Source organism: Streptomyces sp. Sge12 (assembly GCF_002080455.1).
Classification (GTDB): Bacteria; Actinomycetota; Actinomycetes; order Streptomycetales; family Streptomycetaceae; genus Streptomyces.
In genome coordinates, this window is record NZ_CP020556.1 from 48,818 (window position 1) to 68,108 (window position 19,291).

Annotated in this window: 16 protein-coding genes and 3 pseudogenes; 8 read left to right on the forward strand and 11 right to left on the reverse strand. The window is 68.9% G+C overall.

Going from position 1 to position 19,291, the window contains the following annotated elements:
• Positions 1-78 precede the first annotated feature (78 nt).
• Positions 79-3,216: a Tn3 family transposase gene (locus tag B6R96_RS36155; RefSeq protein WP_081525515.1), complete on the reverse strand. Its 3,138-nt coding sequence runs from the start codon at positions 3,214-3,216 to the stop codon at positions 79-81.
• 357 nt (positions 3,217-3,573) lie between these two features.
• On the opposite strand from B6R96_RS36155, the gene B6R96_RS36160 reads away from it, so the two are divergent.
• From B6R96_RS36160 to B6R96_RS36175, 3 genes are all read left to right on the forward strand, one after another.
• Entirely contained in the window at positions 3,574-4,692 is a 1,119-nt protein-coding gene (locus tag B6R96_RS36160; RefSeq protein WP_081525459.1) for a tyrosine-type recombinase/integrase, read from the forward strand.
• Positions 4,692-5,018, forward strand: coding sequence for a helix-turn-helix domain-containing protein (locus B6R96_RS36165; RefSeq protein WP_081525460.1), 327 nt, complete (start codon positions 4,692-4,694; stop codon positions 5,016-5,018). The genes B6R96_RS36160 and B6R96_RS36165 overlap by 1 nt, the downstream gene beginning before the upstream one ends.
• A gap of 123 nt (positions 5,019-5,141) precedes the next feature.
• Positions 5,142-6,488: a hypothetical protein gene (locus tag B6R96_RS36175; protein WP_159396456.1), complete on the forward strand. Its 1,347-nt coding sequence runs from the start codon at positions 5,142-5,144 to the stop codon at positions 6,486-6,488.
• 10 nt (positions 6,489-6,498) lie between these two features.
• Here B6R96_RS36175 and B6R96_RS36180 read toward each other — a convergent pair whose 3' ends face one another.
• Positions 6,499-6,900 carry a hypothetical protein gene (locus tag B6R96_RS36180; RefSeq protein ID WP_189829303.1) on the reverse strand — a complete coding sequence of 134 codons (402 nt, stop codon included), beginning with the start codon at positions 6,898-6,900 and terminating at the stop codon, positions 6,499-6,501.
• 341 nt (positions 6,901-7,241) lie between these two features.
• Complete coding sequence (locus B6R96_RS36185) at positions 7,242-7,877, reverse strand: TRADD-N-associated membrane domain-containing protein (RefSeq protein ID WP_159396457.1); 636 nt, start codon at positions 7,875-7,877, stop codon at positions 7,242-7,244.
• 312 nt (positions 7,878-8,189) lie between these two features.
• Here B6R96_RS36185 and B6R96_RS36190 point away from each other — a divergent pair, with 312 nt between their 5' ends.
• From B6R96_RS36190 to B6R96_RS39080, 4 genes and pseudogenes are all read left to right on the forward strand, one after another.
• Entirely contained in the window at positions 8,190-8,759 is a 570-nt protein-coding gene (locus B6R96_RS36190) for a hypothetical protein (RefSeq protein WP_159396458.1), read from the forward strand.
• A gap of 79 nt (positions 8,760-8,838) precedes the next feature.
• Positions 8,839-9,714 (forward strand): hypothetical protein, encoded by an 876-nt coding sequence (locus tag B6R96_RS36195; protein WP_081525464.1) that lies wholly within the window; start codon positions 8,839-8,841, stop codon positions 9,712-9,714.
• 320 nt (positions 9,715-10,034) lie between these two features.
• Positions 10,035-10,757 carry an HNH endonuclease gene (locus B6R96_RS36200; protein WP_081525465.1) on the forward strand — a complete coding sequence of 241 codons (723 nt, stop codon included), beginning with the start codon at positions 10,035-10,037 and terminating at the stop codon, positions 10,755-10,757.
• A gap of 216 nt (positions 10,758-10,973) precedes the next feature.
• Positions 10,974-11,768, forward strand: a pseudogene (locus B6R96_RS39080) (DUF4158 domain-containing protein); the annotation flags it as partial.
• 247 nt (positions 11,769-12,015) lie between these two features.
• Here the strand turns inward: B6R96_RS39080 and B6R96_RS37580 are convergent.
• From B6R96_RS37580 to B6R96_RS36220, 5 genes are all read right to left on the reverse strand, one after another.
• Positions 12,016-12,294 carry a hypothetical protein gene (locus tag B6R96_RS37580; RefSeq protein WP_162498494.1) on the reverse strand — a complete coding sequence of 93 codons (279 nt, stop codon included), beginning with the start codon at positions 12,292-12,294 and terminating at the stop codon, positions 12,016-12,018.
• Positions 12,291-12,686, reverse strand: coding sequence for a hypothetical protein (locus B6R96_RS37520; protein ID WP_159396459.1), 396 nt, complete (start codon positions 12,684-12,686; stop codon positions 12,291-12,293). The genes B6R96_RS37580 and B6R96_RS37520 overlap by 4 nt, the downstream gene beginning before the upstream one ends.
• A 163-nt stretch (positions 12,687-12,849) precedes the next feature.
• Positions 12,850-13,020: a hypothetical protein gene (locus tag B6R96_RS36210; protein WP_237291744.1), complete on the reverse strand. Its 171-nt coding sequence runs from the start codon at positions 13,018-13,020 to the stop codon at positions 12,850-12,852.
• Positions 13,021-13,122: 102 nt separating this feature from the next.
• Positions 13,123-13,554 carry a hypothetical protein gene (locus tag B6R96_RS38455; RefSeq protein ID WP_081525466.1) on the reverse strand — a complete coding sequence of 144 codons (432 nt, stop codon included), beginning with the start codon at positions 13,552-13,554 and terminating at the stop codon, positions 13,123-13,125.
• A gap of 188 nt (positions 13,555-13,742) precedes the next feature.
• Positions 13,743-14,012 (reverse strand): hypothetical protein, encoded by a 270-nt coding sequence (locus B6R96_RS36220; protein WP_081525467.1) that lies wholly within the window; start codon positions 14,010-14,012, stop codon positions 13,743-13,745.
• Positions 14,013-14,933: 921 nt separating this feature from the next.
• Here B6R96_RS36220 and B6R96_RS36225 point away from each other — a divergent pair.
• Positions 14,934-15,905, forward strand: a pseudogene (locus tag B6R96_RS36225) (DUF2252 family protein); the annotation flags it as partial.
• 107 nt (positions 15,906-16,012) lie between these two features.
• Here the strand turns inward: B6R96_RS36225 and B6R96_RS36230 are convergent.
• The 3 genes and pseudogenes from B6R96_RS36230 to B6R96_RS36240 all read right to left on the reverse strand — a co-directional run.
• Positions 16,013-16,690: pseudogene (locus B6R96_RS36230) on the reverse strand (DNA polymerase III subunit alpha); the annotation flags it as partial.
• 703 nt (positions 16,691-17,393) lie between these two features.
• Positions 17,394-18,125: a hypothetical protein gene (locus B6R96_RS36235; protein ID WP_081525468.1), complete on the reverse strand. Its 732-nt coding sequence runs from the start codon at positions 18,123-18,125 to the stop codon at positions 17,394-17,396.
• A gap of 282 nt (positions 18,126-18,407) precedes the next feature.
• The gene (locus B6R96_RS36240; protein ID WP_081525469.1) at positions 18,408-19,277 is read right to left on the reverse strand and encodes a glycosyltransferase family 2 protein; all 870 of its coding nucleotides are present in this window, start codon (positions 19,275-19,277) and stop codon (positions 18,408-18,410) included.
• Positions 19,278-19,291 lie beyond the last annotated feature (14 nt).

Consider the following 19,291-nt stretch of genomic DNA (forward strand, 5'->3'; position numbering starts at 1 on the left):
GAGGAGAACAAATGCAGATCACGCGCTCAAGATCACCACGCCGTGTCGGCTGCGCCTGCGGCAGCTGAACGGCCACGTTCACCCCTCTTCCGGCTCGTCCCCCTGTGCGGCATCGGGGTCGCGCAGCGGGCGCAGCCCCTGGCCGGGTCCGCTGGCCTTGATGTTGAACAGGTAGCGGCCCAGGAAGTTGATGTGTCGGTCCTTGAGCGGGGAGAGCCGGGCGACGTCCTCGTCCTTGGTGTCATGGCCTTCGGCGCGCAACTGTGCGACGGCGGCGTCCAGGTAGCGGGTGTTCCACAGGACGACGGCGTTGAGGACCAGGCCGAGGGCGGCCAGCTGGTCCTCCTGGCCCTCGCGGTACGCCTGGCGGATCTGGCCCCTGCCGCCGTGGCAGATCGCGCGGGCGAGCCGGTGGCGGGACTCCTGCACGGTCAGCTGCCGGTTCATCAGCCGGCGGTAGGTGTCGTCGACCGGATCGACCAGGGCGAGCAGGTGCATGGTCTTGTCGATCCGTCCGTACTCGGCGAACGCCGCCCCCAGCGGGGTCGGGTGGCCCTCACGGCCGAACATCCGCAGCAGGTCGTACGCCCGCACCTGGTTGGTGATGAGCGATCCCGCGACCCGGAGCATGTCGGGCCAGTGCGTCTCGATGCGCTTCAGGTTGACCTTGTTGCAGGCCACGGCCTCCAGCGGCCCGTACCCGCCGCCTGCGCTGTCGCCTTCGGGCAGGTCGGCCCGCCAGAACCGCTGATCGGCCAGGTCTCGAAAACGCGGGGCGAAGCGGAAACCGAGCATCTTGTACAGGCCGAAGGCCACGTCGGAGTACGAGGCGTTGTCGGTCGCGACCATCTCCGGCTTCACCCCGCCGTCGAGGTTCAGCAGCGTATCCAGGGTGTAGAGGCTGTCGCGCGGGGTGCCGCGTACGACCATCGCGCCGATCCCTGCCACCTGATCGTTGACGGCGTTGAGCCAGGTCACGCCCCGCTTGTAGCCGTAGTACTTGGGCGAGGGGCCGGTGTTGATGCTCTTGACCGGCACGACGAAGCGCAGGCCGTCGACGGAGGCGAGCAGTCCGCCGCCCCACATCTGGGCCAGCTCGATGCGGGACTGGGCGGTGATGAGCGCGGCGTTCGCCGCGGCGATGGTGTCGGCGCGCAGGTAGTTCTGGTCGACGTGGGACAGACGCGAGCGGGTCAGCGCCTTGTTCTCGGGGTCGGTGACCGGGGTCAGGCCGATGTTGCAGCTCTGTGAGACGAGCAGGGCCACCAGGGAGACGAGCAGGCCCTCCATGCGGGTGCGCCGGTCGGAGACGTGGCCGAAGGAGTCGAGGAAACCGGTCCATGAGTGGACCTCGAACAGCAGGTCCGGCAGATCAATGCGGGGCAGCATGGCCTCGGTGGTGGCCTTCAGCCACGTCAGCGTCTCCGGCTCACCCACTGCACCGAGCCTGTCCACGCTCAGCCGCGCACGTCCCCCGCCCTCCGGGACGACGATCTCCACCTTGGCCTCGGCGCCGGCCTCCTCCAGCCGGTGGGCCATCTGTCTCCAAGCCGCATCGAGTCCGCGGGTCAGCTGGGCCAGGTGCTCGCCGGCGTCCTCAGTCAGGGACAGGCCCGCCAGCACGTCCGCGCGCATCGCCTCCCACCGCGGACCGTCCAGCAGCCGGGCACGCGGGTCCGCCCACCGGTTCGACGGAGCGGCGAACACGTCCCGCCGGTTCAGCGCCCGGTGCAGCTGCTCCAGCACGCACACCACGTACGCGTCCCGGTCGACCGCCCCCTGGGGCAGCTTGTTGTTCGAGAACACCGCCCGCTTCCACATCGCGGGCACCAGCTCGGCGTCGACCTCGCGGGGCAGCAGCGGCCGTTCCTTGACCCGTCGGCGCGAGAGCACGGGCAGGCGGCGTACCGCCTTCAGGGTGCGCCGCCCGGCCGGGGCGGCGCCCAGCGCGTCCGACTCGCCCAGCAGCGCCAGGAAGGGGCGCACGGTGTTGTAGCGCAGGGCCAGCTTCTCCCGCATCGCCGCCTCGGCCGACCCGTCGTCCTCCGGCACCAGGGCCTCGACGGTGGCGACGGCCCCGGCCACGGCCGTGCGCGGCACGGCCTCCTCCACCGCCGCCCACAGCGCGGCCACATCCAGGTCCGCGTCGTGCCCGGCGACCAGGTCCAGCTCCTCGGTCAGGATCTTCGACGCCTTCGCCAGGATGCGCGCCGCCTTCTCCAGCTGCGGCAGCATCGCAAGGCGCTCCCGCTCCGACGCCCTGCGCGCCAGACTGATCAGCCGGTTCGCCATCAGCACCGCGAACAGGTCCAGCGCGTCGTCGACCGCCTGCGCCTCCAACTGACGCACCACCGCCGTCAGCAAAGCCGTACGCCGCGGCTGCGGCGCCCGCTCGATCGTCTGCGCCTTGCTCAGCTGCCCGTACCGGGCCAGCGTGGACAGCCGGTTCACCGGCACTCGGGAGAGGTTCACCCGGCCCAGCGCGAACGCGGAGATCTCCTCCACCCGCTCCATCGCCCGCACCATCGCGGTCCCCGTCGACTTCACCGGCGGCGTACGAAGCCGCTCCAGCTCCGAGACCCGCTTGCCCTCCGGTACCTCCAGCAGCACGGCCAGCGCCGGCGCGAGCGCGGGATCGGCCCGGTCGGTGGCACGGGCCACCGCCTCGTACAGTCGCCGCTCGGCCACCGCGCGGGCCTCCGACACCTGCCGGGCCAGCACCGACACCCCGGGCAGCAGCACCCGGTTCTTCCGCAGCCACGTCACCGCGTGGTTGAACAGCGCCACCGGCCCCTCGGCATGCGTCCACGCCCGCCCGTACAGGAAGCCGCGGAACTCCCGCCCCCATTCGCGGTCGGTGAAGTTGCGGTATCCGAACCGCTCCTGGATCTGGCCCGCGTGCTCGTACACCGTCGAGCGCCGCTCGGCGTACCGCTTCACGCACGAGGCATCGTCGATTCCCAGCTGCCCGGCGAGGTACTCCACGGCCTCCCACGGCACCGCAAGGGGGTCCTCACCGAGGAACCTGCCGACGTAGCGGACCGTGCAGATCTGTACCGCCATCCCCAGCCGGTGCGCGTCCGTGCGACGCAGCGCGATCAGGTCACGGTCGTCATCGTCGAGGAAGAAGAACCGCTCCAGCTCCGGGCGCGTGGGCACCTCGGTGAACGTCCCGTACGCCTCGGCCTGCTCATCAGTCAGAAACTCCACCGGCACGAACCGGACCGTAGCCAGCACCGACGACCGTCCAGCGATCTTTCCGCGAACCCCAGCGGACTCTCCAGCCGACGTGCTAGCAGTTCATGATCGTTCTCACCGGGATTTCCTGTACCTCAACTACTACCGACGCCAATTGCATCGGATGCGAATAGGCGACACCCGTCCTGGAAGCTGGCCGGAGACTACATAGAAGCGGTCCGAGCAGGGCCGTTGGCCTCGGAGCCACGGTACCGCTCCTGTTGGCGGACATCTGTGGACCTCACTCCATCGAGCGATTGAACTGCGAAGACACCCCCGAGTCGCATCTGATGCGAAATTCTCGCGTCAGATGCGATAGACGGAGAGTGATGGCGGATGGGTGGGGACGGTCTCGTTCCAGGGTCTGCTCGGCTGCACCTGATCGACGGTCTGCCGTTGCTGCGGCCGGACGAGCAGGTCTTCGAGGCGATGATCAAAGGCTGGCGCAACCAGCAGCTCGCCCGGAACCTCTCGCTGGGATACGTCGATGACCAGGAACGCACGGTCAGAGCCTTTACCCGGCACGCCGACGCGATGCCGTGGCAGTGGACGCCGCAGCACGTCGACGAGTGGTCGGCCGACCTGCGGGCCGTGCACGGCTGCGTCCGCTCCACCCTGCGCAACTACCAGGGCTCCGTGCGCCAGTTCTGCGACTTCCTGACCAACCCAGCCTACGGCTGGAGCGACGAGTGCCTGCGGCACTTCGGTACCCATCCGGTCCAGGTGGTCTACGACTGGAACGCTGCAACGCACGCCGACGAAGCCGAGGGCGAGCCGGAACGACGGGCTTTCACCCGGCCCGAACTGGAAGCGTTCTTCGACCACGCCGACGAGGAAGTGCTGCGTGTTCGCGGCAAGGGCCGCAAGGGCTGGCTGCCGGCCTTCCGGGATGCCGCCTTGTTCAAGGTCGCGTACGCCTACGGCCTGCGACGCAACGAGACCCGAATGCTGGATCTCACCGACTTCGGACGCAATCCGGAGGGCCGGGAGTTCGGTGAGTACGGCACCCTGCTGGTCCGCTATGGCAAGGCCAAGAAGGGGTCGCCACCGAAGCGTCGCAGCGTGCTGACCGTCTGGCAGTGGACACCCGGAACGATCGAGGAATGGATCAGCGAGGTGCGTCCCGGGATGCGGCACTCGACCGGCCGGGCCCTCTGGCCGTCCGAGCGAGGCCCGCGGATCGGGATCCAACGGCTGGACTCCCGCTTCGCCGCCTACCGGGACGCCGTCGGCTTGGACCCCGCGCTGGAGTTCCACTCGCTACGCAGGTCCTACATCACCCATCTGATCGAGGACGGTCACGACCCGCTGTTCGTCCAACAGCAGGTCGGCCACGACCACGCCTCCACCACCGCGATCTACACCTGCGTCTCCTCCGACTTCCGCACCCGCTCCCTGCGTCGTGTCCTGGACGCCACCATCGAGGCCGCTCTGCGGCCGGGAAGGACCTCCTGATGCCACGCCAGATCAGCTACCGGTGGCGCCTGCGCGAGCTGATGGCCGCCCGCGGCATGTTCACCGTCACCGAACTGATGCCGCACCTGACCGAACGCGGCATCACACTGTCCTCCTCCCAGGTCCACCGTCTGGTCTCCGGCACCCCGGAACGCCTGTCCCTGCCGGTGCTGGCCACTCTCTGCGACATCCTCGACTGCACGCCCACCGACCTGATCACCACCTCGGCCCAGAACCTCCCCGCCCGCCGCGCCGCCGGCGAAGAAGCTCCGATCAACCTGGCCGCCCGCCGACCCACACGGGTCCGGCTGACGCCCGAGGGGTGAGCGGTGACGCCCGAGGAGTACGAGCGGTGGATGATCCGCGACTGCGCACGCTGCGGCCGTCGAGCCTCGAAATCCGCCGAGTGGTCGGACGGCCCGATCTGCCGAACCTGCTACGACCGCGCGATGCGAGTCCGTGGCCGCTGCCCCTGCTGCGATACCGACCGGCTACTGCCCGGACGGGACACCGACGGCGCCCCGATCTGCCGCGACTGCGCGGGCATCGTCCGCGACTTCTTCTGCGATCGCTGCGGCTTCGAGGGGCTGCTGCTCGGTGGACGCCTCTGCGAACACTGCACCCTCGCCGACACGCTCGCCCGCCTCCTCGACGACGGCACTGGCCGTGTCGCCCCGGAGTTGCTGCCGCTGGTCAAGATCCTGCTGGAGATGGACCGGCCCAAGAGCCGACTCATCTGGCTGCGCAACCCCAACGTCGTCCGACTTCTCCAGGGCCTGGCCACGGGCAATATCCCGCTCTCCCATGACCGGCTGCACCAAGAGGCCCCCTGGCGAACCGTCACTCACCTGCGTGACCTGCTGATGGACTGCGGTGTCCTCCCGCGGGTCGACCGGCAGCTCCTGCTCTACCAGCGCTGGCTGACCGAACGGCTCGCCACCATCGAAGACCCCGAACACCGCCAGCTTCTCCGCCACTTCGCCACCTGGCACCAGATGCGGCGCCTGCGGACGAAGGCGGAGAAGGGACCGCTGGGACGCTCCCAGACCAACCACACCAAGCAGGAGGTCACCCAGGCCGGTGCCTTCCTCGCATGGCTCGCCGGCCGAGGTCGTGCGATCGGGCAGTGCCAGCAGGCCGACATCGACGCCTGGCACACCGAGAGCCTGGCCACCCGCCGTCCGTCGCAGTCATTCCTGCGGTGGTGCATGAAGACCGACAGGATGCCCCGCCTCGCACTGCCGCAGGCGGTCATCACCCAGGACTCGGAACCGCTGCACCAGCACCGCCGGCTCGCGATCCTCCGCCGGGTCCTCAACGACGACTCCTTGCCCCTGCGGGCCCGGGTCGCCGCCGCGCTCGTTCTCCTCTACGCGCAACCCGTCAGCCGCATCGTCCGCCTCACCATCGACGACGTCACCGACGACGAGACCACGGTCACCGTCCGGCTGGGAGACCCGCCGTCCCCGCTGCCGGAGCCCGTCGCCGACCTGATGCAGGCCTACATCCAGTCCCGGCAACACCTGCCCTACGCCAGCAGCAGGAGCGCACAGTGGCTCTTCCCCGGCCGCCAGCCCGGACAGCCCATGAACCCAGTGAGCCTCCAGGTCCACCTCCGAAAGATCGGCGTCCCGCCGCAGCGAGGCAGGGCTTCCGCGATCCGCCAGCTCGTCCTCCAAGCCCCGGCACCCGTCATCGCAAAGGCGCTGGGTTACCACGACAAGACCGCCACCCGCCTGGTCACCGAAGCCGGAGGGACCTGGAGCCGATACGCCCCCGGCGACCACCGGCGATGAAGCGCGGTACTTACGCTGGGTCCGCTGAGCCGCGTTTGTCCTCAACGTGGACGACGTGAAGCTCGGTGCCGTCCCGGTGGCGCTTGGAACGTCCGAACAGCCCGACAGCGATCTGCGACTGATCCTGAGGCTCATCGGGGCCGACATAGGTAAGGACGTCGTTGTGATGCCCGGTGACGACCCATCCCTCGACGTCCTTGAGGTCGATCACCCCAAAGTCTCCTGCCGAAGATCCGGCATGCGCCGGGCCGAACTTCTTCAGGAGGTCGGTTGCCTGTTCAGCAAGCTCCCCTTCCGGAGCGGTCAGCACGACACAAGTGCCATGCTCGAACAGCACCCACGACTTGCGAGGGTCGGCGAGAAGCCGCTGCCAGACGTCTATCAGTATCTCGGTGTTCACGCCGGTCATCATGCCGCAGGGCACCGACACAGGGTGATGATCGGCCGACGGCTACGGCGAATACGCGACTCTTGAACATGCGGGCCTACCAGTCCCGAGGCCGAACCCGGTCAGCCTTCAAGCCCATCTGCGTGAGATCGGCGTCCCGCCGCAGCGCGGCAGGACCTCCGCGATCCGCCAGCTCGTCTCCAGGCCCCCGCCCCCGTCATCGCGAAGGCACTCGGCTATCACGACAAGACCACCACCCGCCTGGTCACCGAGGCTGGTGGAACCTGGAGCCGATACGCGCCTGGCGACCACACACGGTAACTCTCATGTCACCCTGTTGTGTTCCGGCCGGGTCCTCGCGACGCTCAAGCAGAATTGAACTGAGTGTGGTCGCCGTTGGTCTCGAAGAGTTTCAGCGATGCGTGAATGCTCTTCAGGTCAGCGGCAGCACCGCTGAGCTCCAGAGCAACTGCTGCCGTTAGGTTGTCCCTGAGCAGTGGCTGCTGAATCTGTTCTACAAGGTCCAGGGCCCGCACTGCCCGAGCATTCTGCTCTGCGTCCTCACGAAGGTCAGCCAGTACCTGAATCATCATCTTTCGCTCCTCTGCACGATTACGGAAGAAGAAGAACGACAAGACCTGGGAAAGGGCTCCAGCAGCGGTCGTGACCACGGCTAGCACCAGATCATCCGAACGATAGATACCGACCAGTATCCCGGCCGCGATGATCACATATCCCAGGACCGCAGCTGCGATGGCGGCGAAGAAGCTAACATCGGCTCGTCGGCCGACCTTGGTGTAGTAGGTCTCCAGAAGCTGGGAGAGAGCCGCTTGCGCTGGGACTTCTGTCCCCACGGAAGGAACCTCAACTGCTCCTGCTGCAGGAGCACCTGTCTCAGCCTCGGTTCTGGCCCGCAGACGGGCGATCGCCGCAGTCCAGGCATCACTGCCAGCCGCCGATTTCACAGCAGATGCAGCAGCCGCGATCAACGCAGGATCCATCGCTTCCCCCCGATTTCCAGTCGCGCTGACAGGCTACTGCGCTGAGGCTGATCGCATGGCAGCTTCGAAAAGGCTGCTGCGGCCGGACAAGGCAGATCTTGACGAAGCCTGACGCCCGATGTTCTGCCTGCGACTGCGCACACAGAGTAAGGGTCATTGCGATTCGCCGGAGAACACGCGACACCTGAACATGCGGCCCTACCAGTCTCACACCCGGCTCTGGTGCCGAGGTGGTGCGTTCGGTCGTCCCCCGCAGTGGGGCACTGGCGCTTACCGGGATGTACGGCGCCCATGGCGAGGCATACATGGATCGTGGAAGAGAACGGTGAGCGCCCTGGGAGCACGGCCGCCGGCAGGTCGGGGAGCCGGGGCTCCGCCTCTGCTGCACTGGCCGGAGCGCTGATCGGCGCCCTGTCCGGTCTGGGAGGCAGTGTGCTCGGTTACATAGGCGCTCAGAGCAGCAAAGATGCGACAACGCACGCCAGGCAGGCGGACATCCGAAGAGCCGCCTACGGCGACCTCGGTCTGCACTCTCACGCCTTCGTAGCCGAGCTCAGCAAGGAAGCGGTCCTTGTAGTCGAAAAAAAGACGCCCGAGGCAGAGCTGAAGAAGCAATACAACAAAGAGTTCCAGGAAGCTCGGGTCAAGGTCGTCCAGGCCGAGATCACAGCCCGCCTCGTGGCCACCGAGAACACCCGGACCGTGATGGACCGTGCGATCACCCACCGTGAACGCTTGACGACCATGATGTCCGAAGCCTCCGTAGAGGGGTTTAGCAAGATCGACGTGATCAAGTTCGGCACAGATCTCCTCGATACGCGGGACAAGTACCAACAGGCCATGAACGCCTTCCTGAAGTCGGTGGATGCCGAAGTGATCTGACTGCCGAGTCTGGGCGACCGGGAGGACTCAGAAGACGACACCAGCCGAGCGTCGGATCCCGTACAGGTAACTTGAGCGGATGGAACACGACGTCGCCGCCCTGGTCGAGGAGTGGCTGGCCGGCCCGAACTCCGAGGCGAACGGCTACTTCGGCTACCAGGCCATCGAGCACTACCGGCCCGCCGTCCTTCACTGGCTCACCGTCGGCTGCGGACTCGACGGCCGTCCGGACCCCGACCTGTACCTGCAGCCCACCCCCATGGCGCTGCAGAACTGGGCCATCGGCTACGCCGCCGCGGCCCGCTCCCGCGACGCCGCCTGCGGGGCCGTCCGCTCCTTCTACCGCTGGACGGAGACCGCCACGGCCGCCGGCGGGCCCGGCCTCGTGCCGCCCGGCACCGCCAAGTCGCTCCAGTTCCAGCGCGGCGGGAACTTCGCCGCCGGCCTGCCCGGCCGCGACCTCCTCACCCCCGACCAGTGCCGCTGGCTCGCCCAGGCCGCCGACCGCTACACCGGCACCCGCCGCGAAGGCCCCCACCGCGCCCGCGCCCTGATCTACCTCTGCCTCAACCACTACCTCTGGGGGCGCCACCACGACGACGACATACTGCGCCCGGGCCAGATCACCGCCATGCGCCTGAGCGGCCGCCACCAAGAGCAGCACCGCACCACCTGGGACGTCCCCCAGAAGAACGCCTCCTCCGAGGCCACCCGCCTCCAGCCCGTCCACCGCGACGTCGTACGCGCCATCGATCAATACCTCCCCCACCGCGCCACCACACGCCACGACACCGGACACCTCTTCACCACCGTCAACGGCCAGCCCCTCGAACCCCAGAGCCTCATCCGGATCCTGCGCGCCGTTGCAGTCACCCACCCCGATCTCGAAGAGATCGCCCCCAAGCTGTCCGCCGATGCCGTCACGCACTCACCCGCCGCACAGCCAGAGGCCTGACCACGCCTGCTGGAAGGCCGTCGGCCCGGTTCGGCGGGGAGCGAAGGCTCAGGCCCCGGTGCTCCCCGGCGCGTTCGGGCGTCAGCCACGCCGAGGCGTTTCGCGCCGGGGAGTGCCGGGGGAGCGGGGTCCCGGGGGCGGCGAAGCCCCCGGGTACCACCGGCCCAAGCCCAGTCCAGAGTGCGAGCCCGCTGTGGATCGCGCCCCACGCCTCTCGGTATACGAGACCTTAATTCGGCCAAGACATTGCATTGCAGCCTCGGGGGTCGATGGGGTGCCGGCGGGGTCACACTGTCAGTGCGGCCCCCTACGCTGAACGCATGGCGAGCAACACCGACGACCGCCCCAAGAACCCCGACTACCTGATCCGAGCCGTCCAGCGGATCTTCGGTGAGGCGTGCCTGAGGTGCGGGACCGATCGTCCGCGGGCCGTCATGGCTCACATTCGCGACTGGCCGAAGATCCGCGAGAAGGCCGATAGGCAGATCTGGGGCACGCCCCTGCCGCCGGAAACCGTTGAAAGACTCCGGGAGAAGGGCGTGAAACTGGCCGAGGGCACGGCGCCGGAGCTGACTCGTGTGACGTACGAGCATCGCTACGGCCTCTTCCACGACCTCGGCAACGTCCTGCCGCTCTGCCCGAACTGCCACGCCCTCTTCGACGGCAAGTCGTACCCCGAGGTGACCGAGGAAGACATCCGCGCGCTGCGCGACGACGCCGTTCGTCGGCCCGAGGTCCTCACCCGCGTCATCGCCTTCATCCGCGCCGAACTGCGCGGCCGACAAGGCCGGTGTACCCACAGGGACGAGAACGGCGCGAAGGAACACACACATCGGACGGACATGATGGCTCTCGGTGCTCCGCTGTTCTGGGTCGCGAATGGCTACGCAGCCGGCCTGGACCTCGGAGAACCGACGTTCATAGTGGAGTGCGCCAGCAAGACCCAGCACCACCATGCCGCCCTCGACCAGGGCGTCATCGACCTGTGCCTCGCTCCTCTGCGCAGCTGCACGGAGGCCGCCCGCATTCAGGTTCCCCGCTGACCGGCTGCCGCGCCGACGCTCGCCAGAGCGTGCCCGCTCGGCTGGAGAAACCTGGTGCCCACCCGCGCGTCCGCCGCCTATACCGGCCTCGGGGAACATCGGTACAGCAGTTATCGGTGAGAACGATCATGATCGTCTAGCACAGTGATCCACTTCGCCGCTGGCGTTCGGTGAAACGCCTCCGGGCCTGGTCCGGGGCTGGGTACGGTCCGGCTCGTGCCGGTGGAATTTCTGAGTGATGAGCAGGCCGAGGCGTACGGGACGTTCGCAGAGGAGCCGACGAGGCCCGAGCTGGAGCGGTTCTTCTTCCTGGACGACGTGGACCGGGACCTGATCGCCCTGCGGCGGACGGAGCATCACCGGCTCGGGTTCGCGCTCCAGATGTGCACGGTTCGGTACGTCGGCCTGTTCCTGGAGGACCCGCTCGGAGTGCCGTGGCCGGTGGTTGAGCACCTGGCCGTGCAGCTCGGCATCGAGGACCCGTCCGTGGTCAAGCGGTACACGGAGCGGCGCCAGACGCTGTACGACCACGCGTGGGAGATCCGGGGCGCCTACGGCTACTACCCCTACGAGGACGCCGAGTGGGGCCGTCGGTTCCGTACGTTCCTGCACGGGCGGGCGTGGACGCACGCCGAGGGCCCGAAGGCGCTGTTCGACCACGCGGTGGGCTGGTTGCGCCGTCACCGGGTCCTGCTGCCTGGGGTGTTCGTGCTGGCCCGGCAGGTGGCGGAGGCGCGGCAGGTCGCGGAGAAGCGGCTGCCCGCCACGGTCGCGGGCGCCGCCCGCCGCGCGGATGCGGCGCTGCCCGGGGATCTGGTGGCGACGCTGAAGACGCCGGAGGGCTCGCGGTTCTCGGAGCTGGAGCGGCTGCGCCGGCCGCCGACGCGGACGACGGGTACGGCGTTCGCCCGCGCGCTGGAGCGGGTGGACGAGATCGGCGCGTACCGGCTCGGCAGGTTGAGGCTGTCGCAGATCCCGCCGAACCGGATGGCCGCTTTGGCCCGGTACGCGCGTCCAACGGACGTAAAGCGGTGTGAGGTGCGCGGCGCGTGCTCAGCAGCGGCTGTCGCCCGGGACAAGCAGGCTCGTGAGCGGCTCGGCGATCACGTCCGGGGATCGCCGACTCAAGAATCACAATTCCGATGTTCCTCAGCCCCCGTAGACGACCCGTCAGGGGTTTCAAGATCATCCCGTGGTGGATTCCTTGGTGTTCAATCCAGCAGCATTACCGGCGGACCCCGCCACCAGGGCTTCAAGATCATCTCGTTGCCCTCTTGGCCGTACCTCGGTCAGACCCCTCGTTCAGGTGACGGTGGAGGAACTGGGCGCGGGAGTGCACCAGGCCACCCCGGTAGGCGGGCGGTAGCCGGTCGTAGACGGCTGCGGCCATTTCGGCGGCCGCGGTCGGATCTCCGTCCAGGCGCAGGCAGGCGGCAGTGTCCATGGCGACCAGGGCCCGGGGCATGCCCGACGGCGAGGACGTCAGGGCCAGTACGTCGTCCTGGGCCCGGTAGGCGGCGGGGCCGGCCTTCTTCATGTAAAGAGCATGGCTACGCCGACTGCTCCGGCGACCAGCCCGGCGATGGCGGCTGCCGTTGTGGCCAGCCAGCCGTAGGAACCAAAGCCGGTGATCAGTAGCAGGACGACTCCGGCGGCCGCCCAGTACCGTCCGTGGCGTTCTCGCCGTGCCTCGGGTGTCTCTGGGACTTCCGGCACCGGGGTGGCGGCCTCCGGAGCCGGCGCCTCCTCCGGTACCGGGTCCGGCTCGGGCTGATCCAGGAGGCAGTACTCGTCTACCACTTCCTCGATCTTCCCCTGCAGTTTCGCGTACGGCTGGGACGACTCCGCCAGCCCGGCCTGCATCGCCTTGTACCTTTCCAGCTGCTCCATCAACTGTGCCCTGCGCTCGCTGCGTTCCTGCTCCTCCACCTGGGCTCCCCTCCCGGTTGTCGGCCGGGAACCCTAGCAGCGAACATCGCGGCGAAGGCACCGTTCGTCTTCTTCGTGCTGGGAACCGGCGGGGCTAGAGTCGGCAAAGCGCCCGCAGCCAGGTCGAATGGCTGCGGGCGCCTTTGGTGGTGCTGCCGGACGGTCAGCGGCCGGTGCAGCGGATCTCGTCCTCGAGCGAGTTGGCGGGAAGCGGACCGCAGTGGCCGTCACAGCCCTGGCCGTCGTGGATCGTGCAGGTGTAGCGGTGGACGCGGGTGCCATCGTCGTGGAGCTTGTAGCCCTCGGCGTCGCGCGGACCTACGTCCTGCACCATGGCATTCTCGGGCTCGGTGTTCACAGTTCGCCCTGGTCGTTGCCCGTTGCGGCCAGCCGCAGCGTCTGCGCGGCCAGCTCCATGCGGCGCTCGTTGGCCTGGTCAAGGTTGGCGTCGGGCGAGGCGGGCCACGCCCTCCTCCAGGCGGATGCCGCGGTCGGTGCGGGCGGAGACGACCGTGCCGGTGATCCGGCGGCTGATCGTCGTGGGCGCGGTGAAGGTGCCGCTCTTCCATCCTGGCTGGGTCCACAGCCACTCGGTGAACATGACCAGGGTGCCCGTGGTGACGGCGAGCAGGGGCACGCCTTCCGCGGTGCAGAACTTCATCCAGGTCGCCCAGTCCTGGGCGTACCGTTCGCCGCCTGGGAGGCCGAGCACGTCGGCCGGCTGGTCGGCGGGCAGATCCCCGACGACGTCGCCGACACCATCGAGCGGCTGCGCATCCAGCTCGCGGCGCTGGCGGACTCCCGGCCGCTGGCCACGGTCGAGGCCGCCGCCCGGGCCGAGAGGCTCGGCACCGCCCGCCTGCAGCACGCCGTCACCTCCGCCGTCCGCGACGGTGCCAGCTGGACGGCGATCGGCAACGCCACCGGCACCACCCGGCAAGCCGCCCATCAGCGGTTCTCCAAAGTCCCGTTTTGAGGCCCCGGACTCGCCCCCCTCGGCAAAGAAGCCGGGACGGCGTACGCCGTCCCGGCTCCCCTTTTCCTCAAGGGCTGCGCTCACGACGCCGGGTCGGCCGCCCCCGATGCTCCTTGAGCCTGGCGACCGTCCTTCTCGTCCTGAAAGCTCCGGCAGTCCGGGCAGCACTTCCCGGTCCGCCGCACCATCTCCCAATCGGCGTGGATGTTGTCCGCCGGGACGGGGCGGAGGTCGGCGCCGGTCTCGCAGAGCGAGCCCCCGCCGGGGGCCTCCACATGCATCTCCCCCATGGCGCCCCGCTTCGTGTGCTCCGTGGGGCGGACCTCGTACAGCACCCTGACCTGGTTCATGGGTCCATGGTTCGGCAAGCGGTCGGAGTCGGCGAGTTGGGGACCAGGACCGCCCCTCATCACGATCGCAAAATCAGGGGACAAGGAGCTGCTGTCATTCCGGGGCCGAGAGCGCCGAATGGGGGGGAAGGGCGGGGAGTCTTCGTCGGCGGCCCGCTCGGCGGCTTGGTCCTGCCCGCGCCGGACCCGTCCCGCCCGTGGCCGGGCGGCTGGTGCCGGTGCGAGCCCAGCGACACGTGGACCCTCTACCGCCCGACGCACCGCATCGGGGCCACGGTCTTCGCCGAATCCTGCGGCGTGCAGGTGCCGGCCGTCCACGGGTAGGGCGGCACAACGCACGGTGGCCCTCCCGGAACTGCCGGAAGGGCCACCGGCGTGCAGGTGCTGCTGCTTGCTGCTGTCCCGGAACGTGGCGGGCCCTCAAGTACCGAGTGCAGCCGCCCTCGCTCTCGGCTGACAATAAGGGCGACGGCGGCAACGCGCTCGGACTACCGAGCCCAGGGGACCCCCAGGGCTCCCCCGAGCATGGCGGCCAGGCTGATGATCAGCGTGACCGGGATCTTCTGGATTCGAAGGTGCAGGCCGCCGATGCGAATGTCGATCACCGGCGCAGGGCTGGAGACGGTCGTTCTGGCTTCGTGGGTAAACGCTGAGGTAGCGTCGCTCTTGCTCGTGCGGATTGGAAAGCACCCCTTCGGGTCGTAGGTACACAACCGATCCGTCGAAGAGGGAGGCCCTGTACAGCTCGCCGCCAAGCAAGTGCTGTACGAGGCCTTCCCTCTTCAGCCGTCCGGCCTATCGGATGCAGAAGACTCTACGACCCACCGTCGACAGATCCGGGGCACGCAGCGGTACGGACGGGCGTTGCAGAGCCCGGGGCACCGGTCCGGCAGCACCCGTGGCAGCGGCGCCACCACAACGATCGCCACCGACGAGCAGCGCGCCGAGGAGATCCTCGACGTCTTCGACACCGCGTTCGGTGAGCTCCTCGCCGCCGACCCCGCTGCCTTCCAGGTCAAGTTCCGCAAGATGGCGGCCTCGGCCTTCGCCTTCTACCGGGGCACCGCCTGCCTCTTCTACTCCGACCTGGAGCGGGACCGGCACGGCGGCCCGTACCTGGACGAGCGGACGGGCCGGGTGTGGATCCACGGCGACCTGCACGCCGAGAACTTCGGCACGTACATGGACTCCAACGGCCGGCTGATCTTCAATGTCAACGACTTCGACGAGGCCTACGTCGGCCCCTTCACCTGGGACCTGAAGCGGTTCGCCGCCTCGGTCGCCCTGATCGGCTACACCAAGGCGCTCAGCGACGACCAGATAAGCGAGCTGGTGCGGATCTACGCCGGTGCCTACCGGGAGCGGATCCACCGGCTGGCTGCTGGGGCGAAGCACGAGGAGGTGCCCTCCTTCACGCTGGACACCGCCGAGGGCCCGCTGCTGGGCGCGCTGCGCTCGGCCCGCTCCCGGACCCGCTTCTCCCTGCTGGACTCGATGACGGAGATAAGGGACTACGAGCGGCGCTTCTCCTCCGGCGGGGGCTCCATCGAGCTGGACGCCGCCACCCGCTACAAGGTGCTGGCCGCCTTCGACGGGTACCTGGAGACCCTGCCCGACGAATCCCTGGTCCGGCCCGACTCCTACCGGGTCAAGGACGTGGTGGGGCGCCGGGGCATCGGGATCGGCTCGGCGGGCCTGCCCTCCTACAACATCCTGCTGGAGGGGCACAGCGATGCCCTGGAGAACGACGTGGTGATCTACCTCAAGCAGGCGCAGACCCCGGCGATCACGGCGGACAAGGAGGGCTTCTCGGAACTGCTGGCGGACTTCGCGCACGCCTACGGGGCACGGGCGCGCGCCGACCACCAGATCTTCGTCGACCTGTTCCGCAATCACTTCCCGTTGGTGTCGATCACGTTGTTGGACTTCACCATCTTGATCGCGTCGCCCATGATCGTGAGTTCGCCGAGAAGCCGATCGGCTGGGCCCGGCTCTAGGTTTCGCCTGCGCTCGTCGAAGTCGATGTCGACGTCGGGCATGGAGACGCGCTCGGGGTTCAGGAAGCGCTCGAAGATCAGGCCGTGCGTGAGCGGGTCGAGGTCGGTGATGCCCATGGCGTAGGCGACGATCGAACCGGCCGCGGAGCCTCGGCCCGGGCCCACCGCGATGCCCTGGTTCTTGGCCCACATGATGAAGTCGGCGACCACGAGGAAGTAGCCGGGGAAGCCCATCGAGATGATCGTGTCCATCTCGTACTCGGCCTGCTTCATCCGGTCCTCCGGGATGCCTCCCGGGTAGCGGCGGTGCATGCCGCGCATGGTCTCCTCGCGGAACCAGCTGACCTCGGTGTGGCCCTCCGGGATGTCGAACTTCGGCATCAGGTTCCGGAACTTGAACATGCCCTCGGTGTCGATCTGGTCCGCGACCAGCCGGGTGTTGGCGCAGCCCTCCTGCCAGGCGTCCGAGGAGTCGATCGCGTACATCTCGTCGGTCGACTTCAGGTAGTAGCCGGTGCCGTCGAAGCGGAAGCGGTCCGGGTCCGAGAGGTTCTTGCCGGTCTGGATGCACAGCAGGGCGTCGTGGGCGCCGGCCTCGCTCGCGTACGTGTAGTGCGAGTCGTTCGTCACCAGCGGCGGGATGCCGAGCTTCTTGCCGATCTCCAGCAGCCCGTCGCGGACCTCCGACCCGCTCCAACAGCTGCTGCCGTTCGGGCAGCCATCGCTTGAGCGCCGCGCGGGAAAGGCCGGACAGGGCGAGCAGCTCGGTGAACGCCTTCGACTGGCTCCAGCCCTGGGCCGGCGCACCACACGCAGCTCCTCCAGCGTCGGCGAGAGGTCTTCGATCATGCGCGTGCACATCTCGCCCGCCCTGATACCGGTGTCGGAGACGACGGCGCCGACGGCGAGCATCCTCAGCTGGCTGGTGGTCGCGTCGGGGGAGTCGGCGAGGTCGGTCAGCTGGGTGCGGAGCAGGGAGCGGGGCCGCTTGGCGACGGGCGATTTGCTCGGCGGGTCCGGCTGCGGCGGCAGCTCGGCGAAGTCCTCGGCTCCGCACGCCGCCACCAGCAGCCTGAGGACCTCCAGACGGGTCTGCTCGGAGTTGTCCGACCCCTGGACGGGTCGGCGGCCTTGCGTACGCGCAGCTGCCCGGTTCGGGCCAGACGCAGGTAGACGTCGACCGGCTCGGCGGCGAAGACCTCGCGGGCGCCGGCGTCGTCGGCGAGCGGGTGCTCGGCGTGGGCCAGGGCGCGGGTGTACTCGCCGGCCACCCACTTCACCTAGCGGGCCCGGGAAGCGGAGATCGACGGCCAGGACCTCACCTCGGCGGCCGCCGCGTTCAACAGCTCGGTGCCCGTCAGGCTGTGGTCGACCGCGGTCTGGGTCACTGGGCTGCCCTGTCCGCTTCGGCGCGGAGCTGGGCGGCGCGGGCGCGGGCTTCGGCGGCCTGCTCGGCGGCCTCGGGCCGGCCGTCCTCGACGGCGATGCGGTCCAGCAGCGCCGCCTTGCGCTCGGCCAGCCGGGCGCGGGCAGCCCGGTCCGGGGGCGCGAGCGCGTCGTTGTAGAGGTGGTTGAGCGCGTCAAGGACCTGAACCAACTCCTCGGCCGTGGTCAGGGTGGGCAGATGCGCGGTGACCGGATGGGTGGTCTCCCGGTGAGCGGGGATGTGTTCACGCACCCACTGGTCGAGCCGACGTCCGGCAGCGGTGGGCGCATACGCGGCGTCATGCAGGCGCCGGTTGCGTACCGGGCGCTCGGGAGGGGCGGGGTAGAACGGCTCCTGAAGAGCCAGCTTCCACTCCTCGACGGCCGGCTTGTACCGCTCGTGGGCGGACTGCTTCTTCACGTCGAGTTGCTCGCCGATGGCTTCCCAGCTGGTGCCCTTCTGCCGCTCGTAGATCACGGCGCGGGCCAGAACCTCCTGGGCCTGACGCACCAGGTCAAGCGCGTGGCCTACCACTTCGCCAGGGTGCGCCCACATGTCCTGGGTCGTGGCGACGCCGTCGCCAGCGCTGTCGGCCAGCTCACGCAGTTCGGCGGAGAGGACGAGGCGGGCCAGGGCCGTACGGCTGTACGCGTAGCGCTCGCTGTCGGAATCGTGCTCAGCATCTGTCACACACGTCAGGCTACTCCTGACAGATTCGACTGTCAGGAGTAGCCTGACAGCGACTCTCCGCGAGCTGCTCGGCACGACCGCCGGGGAAGGTCAGCGGACCGGCGGCGGCGCCCCAGCTGGGCAGACCAGGGCGGACGGACACGAGCAGTGCCAACGTCGTCGGAGCGTCCTCTGGCGCCCTGCCGATGAGAGCCTTGGGCTTGGGTCGAGCGACCACGGGCCCGCAGCCCGGCCAGGGCGCCAGGAGGACCGACCTCCTGAACCAGAATGGCGGTCGTAGCGTCAGATCACTGGAGGGCGGCCCAGTCGGGTCATCTTCCATACCGTCTGCCACCGCATGGGCCGCCGCGGCGGGCACGGCATCCGGACACCTTCGACGAAGCCGGCCCACCAGGCCGTGAGCCCGGGCAGCGGGGGCCGCTGCACCAGCGTGTATGCGGCCCAGGTTGCGAGGTAGACCGGAACCAGAATGGCGGGCAGGTGCCGCTTGGCCAGCCAGACCCGGTTCCGGGCCGTGTTGCGGTAGTACACCGTGTGGCGGGATGCCGGGGTGCGGGGGTGTTGCAGCACCATGTCCGCCCGGTAGTCGATCTCCCAGTCGGCGTCCAGGGCGCGCCAGGCGAAGTCGGTTTCCTCGTGGGCGTAGAAGAACTGGGTGGGGAAGTCGCCGACCTGGTCGATGACGCTCATGCGGATGGCGTGGCCGCCGCCGAGGAACGTGGTGACCGGCCCGGACACCAGGGGGTTCTTGCCGCCCAGACGCGGGACGTGCCTGCGCTGGCTCGCTCCGGTCTCGTCCGCGATGCGGAAGCCCGCGATCCCGAGGCACGGTCGGCTGGCGAAGGCTTCTCGGACCAGCCGGAAGGTGTCTGTGCGGGGCAACAGGCCGTCGTCGTCCAGGACCACCACGATGTCCACGCCGCCCTTCTCACGCAAAAGGCTGATGCCGGCGTTCCGGCCGCCGGGGATGCCCAGGTTCTCGGGCAGCTCGACACCGTCCACGTCGTCCGGGAGGGGCGGGAGTTTCACGCCTTGGCCGAGGACCACGACGGTTGCCGGATCGCCTTCCTGAGCGGCCACGGAGGCCAGCAGGGCCCCCAGTTCCGCGGGTCGGTCGCCCATGGTCAGGACCACAACCCCGATCTTCGGCATTCTGCTGTCCGTTC

What these genes read in the sequence shown, in the direction of transcription:
- B6R96_RS36240 (WP_081525469.1), bottom strand. Translation starts at nt 19,277, where the DNA reads ATGCCGAAGATCGGGGTTGTGGTCCTGACCATGGGCGACCGACCCGCG.
- B6R96_RS36165 (WP_081525460.1), top strand. Translation starts at nt 4,692, where the DNA reads ATGCCACGCCAGATCAGCTACCGGTGGCGCCTGCGCGAGCTGATGGCC.
- B6R96_RS37580 (WP_162498494.1), bottom strand. Translation starts at nt 12,294, where the DNA reads ATGAAGAAGGCCGGCCCCGCCGCCTACCGGGCCCAGGACGACGTACTG.
- B6R96_RS36220 (WP_081525467.1), bottom strand. Translation starts at nt 14,012, where the DNA reads ATGAACCAGGTCAGGGTGCTGTACGAGGTCCGCCCCACGGAGCACACG.
- B6R96_RS36185 (WP_159396457.1), bottom strand. Translation starts at nt 7,877, where the DNA reads ATGGATCCTGCGTTGATCGCGGCTGCTGCATCTGCTGTGAAATCGGCG.
- B6R96_RS36200 (WP_081525465.1), top strand. Translation starts at nt 10,035, where the DNA reads ATGGCGAGCAACACCGACGACCGCCCCAAGAACCCCGACTACCTGATC.
- B6R96_RS36180 (WP_189829303.1), bottom strand. Translation starts at nt 6,900, where the DNA reads ATGATGACCGGCGTGAACACCGAGATACTGATAGACGTCTGGCAGCGG.
- B6R96_RS36195 (WP_081525464.1), top strand. Translation starts at nt 8,839, where the DNA reads ATGGAACACGACGTCGCCGCCCTGGTCGAGGAGTGGCTGGCCGGCCCG.
- B6R96_RS36160 (WP_081525459.1), top strand. Translation starts at nt 3,574, where the DNA reads ATGGGTGGGGACGGTCTCGTTCCAGGGTCTGCTCGGCTGCACCTGATC.
- B6R96_RS36210 (WP_237291744.1), bottom strand. Translation starts at nt 13,020, where the DNA reads ATGGTGCAGGACGTAGGTCCGCGCGACGCCGAGGGCTACAAGCTCCAC.
- B6R96_RS36175 (WP_159396456.1), top strand. Translation starts at nt 5,142, where the DNA reads ATGCGAGTCCGTGGCCGCTGCCCCTGCTGCGATACCGACCGGCTACTG.